At 44.9% G+C, this 3,122-nt stretch carries 3 protein-coding genes and 2 pseudogenes; 4 read left to right on the forward strand and 1 reads right to left on the reverse strand.

Going from position 1 to position 3,122, the window contains the following annotated elements:
- Positions 1–189 (forward strand): transposase (locus tag VTH8203_RS20245; RefSeq protein WP_279627164.1); only part of this gene is annotated, 189 nt, incomplete at its 5' end.
- A 122-nt stretch (positions 190–311) separates the two neighbouring features.
- A complete protein-coding gene (locus VTH8203_RS20250; RefSeq protein ID WP_096995280.1) occupies positions 312–1,691 on the forward strand; it encodes an amidohydrolase family protein in 1,380 nt (459 codons plus the stop codon).
- Between the two features lie 202 nt (positions 1,692–1,893).
- On the opposite strand, the pseudogene VTH8203_RS20255 reads toward VTH8203_RS20250, so the two are convergent.
- Positions 1,894–2,262 (reverse strand): annotated as a pseudogene (locus VTH8203_RS20255) (adenosine deaminase); the annotation flags it as partial.
- A gap of 7 nt (positions 2,263–2,269) precedes the next feature.
- On the opposite strand from VTH8203_RS20255, the gene VTH8203_RS20260 reads away from it, so the two are divergent.
- Together VTH8203_RS20260 and VTH8203_RS20265 are read left to right on the forward strand one after the other, a co-directional pair.
- Positions 2,270–2,593, forward strand: coding sequence for a hypothetical protein (locus VTH8203_RS20260; protein ID WP_158296208.1), 324 nt, complete (start codon positions 2,270–2,272; stop codon positions 2,591–2,593).
- 12 nt (positions 2,594–2,605) lie between these two features.
- Positions 2,606–2,980, forward strand: a pseudogene (locus VTH8203_RS20265) (LysR substrate-binding domain-containing protein); the annotation flags it as partial.
- Between the last annotated feature and the right edge of the window lie 142 nt (positions 2,981–3,122).

A 3,122-nucleotide genomic window follows, 5' to 3' on the forward strand; every position in this document is an offset into this window, starting at 1 on the left:
AGGTTCATTATTGAAACGATTAATGACCAATTAAAGAATATATCTCAAATAGAGCACTCAAGGCATCGCAGCTTACATGGTTTTATGTTGAATTTACTTGGCGGACTAATCGCTTACTGTCTGAAACCAGAAAAGCCATCACTCAACATCACAAACACTGAAAAGACAGGATTGATGGCGATGGCTTAAACCGATCTCAGGTTAGTTAACTCCGGCATCGCGATCGGAGCATTAGCGGCTGTAATCTTGAACTTTGTTCTTCCAGAAGATCGCGTATCAAATGAGACGCCTGTTGAGAGTAAGGCATAAGCATGAACACGCCAGTTTATAACACTAACCATATTCAGTTTGCGATTGTTGGCGATACTTTTCATACGCCAGTGAAAGGTGAGTTTGAATTCATCCGTGATTATCTAATTTTGGTCAATGCGGACGGTGATATTGATGCGACCTTCACGGCAGATCATCCGTCGTATCCAACAATGCTGACGCAATTAACGGAGCAAGGTAAATTACAAACATTACGCCAAGGCCAGTATTTACTCCCTGGCTTAGTGGATCTGCATTGTCATGCGCCACAGTGGCCTCAAGCGGGGAAAGGGTTGGATTTACCCCTTTATGATTGGCTACAAGACTATACGTTTCCATTAGAAAATCGTTATAAAGACGTCGATTTTTCGCAAGCTATCTACCAAGATGTAACGAAAACATTGCTCGCAAACGGAACAACCAGCGCGGTCTATTTTGCTTCGATTTACCGAGAGTCCACGGAGCTACTGGCGCAAACGTGTTTGGATCTTGGTCAAAGAGCTTATGTTGGCAAAATCAACATGGATAATGCTGAGCAGTGCCCAGACTTTTATCGTGAGAATGACATTGCTCTTGCCTTTGCAGAGACCGAGGCATTCGTGAGTAATATTTTTGCACTAAAAGGCAATGATAGCAGTCTGGTGAGCCCGGTAATCACGCCACGCTTTGTACCAAGTTGTACTCCGAAAATGCTCGATAAGCTTGGGTCTTTGGTACAAAAGTACGATCTGCACATGCAAACGCACTGTTCTGAAAGTGATTGGGCTCGTGATTATGCCCAGCAGCACTATGGCAAAAGTGACGTTCAAATATACGCAGATGCGGGGCTACTTAATAACAAATCCGTGTTGGCACACTCCATCTTTTTAACGGAACACAACATTGAGTTGATTAAGCAGTTCAATGCAGGGATCGCACACTGTCCACTATCAAACATGTTTTTCGCCAATGCGGCAATGCAAACCAGAGAACTACTCGATAGTGGTGTACAGATTGGTTTGGGAAGCGATATTGCTGGTGCGCCATCGCCTTCTATTTTTCGCGCTGCCTTTGATGCGGTTGCGCACTCCCGCGTGCGTGAAGAAGGTGTGGATGTCAATGTGGCCGCTTGTGAACGTGGTACGGCAAACGCACGCATCACTTTTGTCGAAGCGTTTTGGATGGCAACTACAGGTGGTGCTCAAGTATTGGATGCTAAAACGGGTGTGCTAAACGCTAAGCACCACTTTGATGCTCTTGTGCTTGAAACCAGTCCATTGATTGGTAACTTACGTATTTGGCCTGAGTTTGACTCGCCGCGAGATATTCTGGAAAAAATCGTCTGTTTAGCACAAAAAGAGAATATCCAGCAAGTTTGGGTGCAAGGTAAGCGCGTAGTTTAACTGATAAAGGTCTAGCCCTTGAGCTAGACCTTTTGGTAAACAGGTCATGGTGATGATGGTGTATACCGCCTTAACACTGAGAATGTTCTTGATTGATGCAAAGGAACTGCCCAAACACTCGTTCTTCGATCAAGACAGTAGATTAGACAAAAACAGTGCGTCATTTGACACACTGTTTTTTTGCTGTTCGGTTGTGGCGTATCTAATGGTTGATGATATCGCTTTCGAAGCTGCGTAGATGTTGTTTCACTTCCTCAGAAGCAAAAGCGTTGTCAACGCTGTTCATATATATCTGGCGATAGTCCTCCTTAGTGAGCTCGAACGTGTCAAATACTTTTTCTACTTCACGAGTCATATCGGTATCAGAAACCGTGCGATTATCGGTATTAATGGTCACTATGACCCCATCTTTATGGAACTGACGGATAGGGTGATCGTCAAAGGCATTGACGCATTTAGTTTGCACGTTACTCGTTGGACAAAGTTCTAAAGCAATCGTGTGATCTTTTACCGCGCTATATGCCTGTTCATTATCTTTGATGTGAACGCCATGGCCAATTCGCTCGCCTTCAGGGTTGATGCCGACACCCAAAGCGCTGCAACTCGCTCCGCAAATACAGCAAATACTGCTCCAAATTGATATGTTGGGGTGGGCTCCGCAGTTCGACCCTTTTCAAAGTGCACGCGTGTACCATCTGGAGCTCGTAGAAACAGCCTACAGTTCACTTTATTTAAATATAGTAATTGAGGCCTTACAGCAAGCCCCCAACATAAAGCTAAAGACTAAAACATGGAACCAAGACACGTTTGAGCGATTGATTAAACGCGATGCAGATTTTGGTATCGGTATGGTCGAATTTGATGAACGATCCACGAACCAAGTTCAGCAAGTGCCCAAATAACTCGAGTGTGTCGAGTTGGTTCGCGACTATGCGGTATGTTTGATGCGTCCGGACCATCCGGCGTTAAAGGCACAATGGAGCCTTACGACTTTCATGAATTATCGTCATATACACGTCGTGACAGGGGGCGTTGGCAGTTGGTTGTTATTAGATATTCTTACTAATCGAGGCATCCAACTCGATATCGCATTAAGTGTGCCTGACGTCAGCAGTGCCATTGCAGTCTGTCGTCAAAGCGACATGCTACTTTGTTATCCGCATAGCGTTGTCAAAGAAGTGGTAGAGGCGGGAACGCTTATTGCTAAACCTGTGCCGTTAGCGGCGTTTTTCAAGGTAGTTGTCGCCTTTAATTTTTTAAGCAGCTTCTTTCTGCCTTTCAGGATTTAGCTTAACTTCACCAACTTCATCCCAGTTTCTAGATTCGTTTGACCACCGCTGTGGGTTGGCTGCTCTCGCTTGTTTATAAAGCTCTTTGCGCTTAGCTAAGATGGTACTATCCTCTCCATTATGGCGTTGAACTGGGGTCACG

The sequence above is a fragment of the Vibrio thalassae genome (genome assembly GCF_900089835.1).
GTDB classification, from domain to species: domain Bacteria; phylum Pseudomonadota; class Gammaproteobacteria; order Enterobacterales; family Vibrionaceae; genus Vibrio; species Vibrio thalassae.

Excerpts from the sequence above, each read along its gene's own strand:
- VTH8203_RS20260 (WP_158296208.1), top strand. The coding sequence starts at position 2,270 with ATGCCGACACCCAAAGCGCTGCAACTCGCTCCGCAAATACAGCAAATA.
- VTH8203_RS20250 (WP_096995280.1), top strand. The coding sequence starts at position 312 with ATGAACACGCCAGTTTATAACACTAACCATATTCAGTTTGCGATTGTT.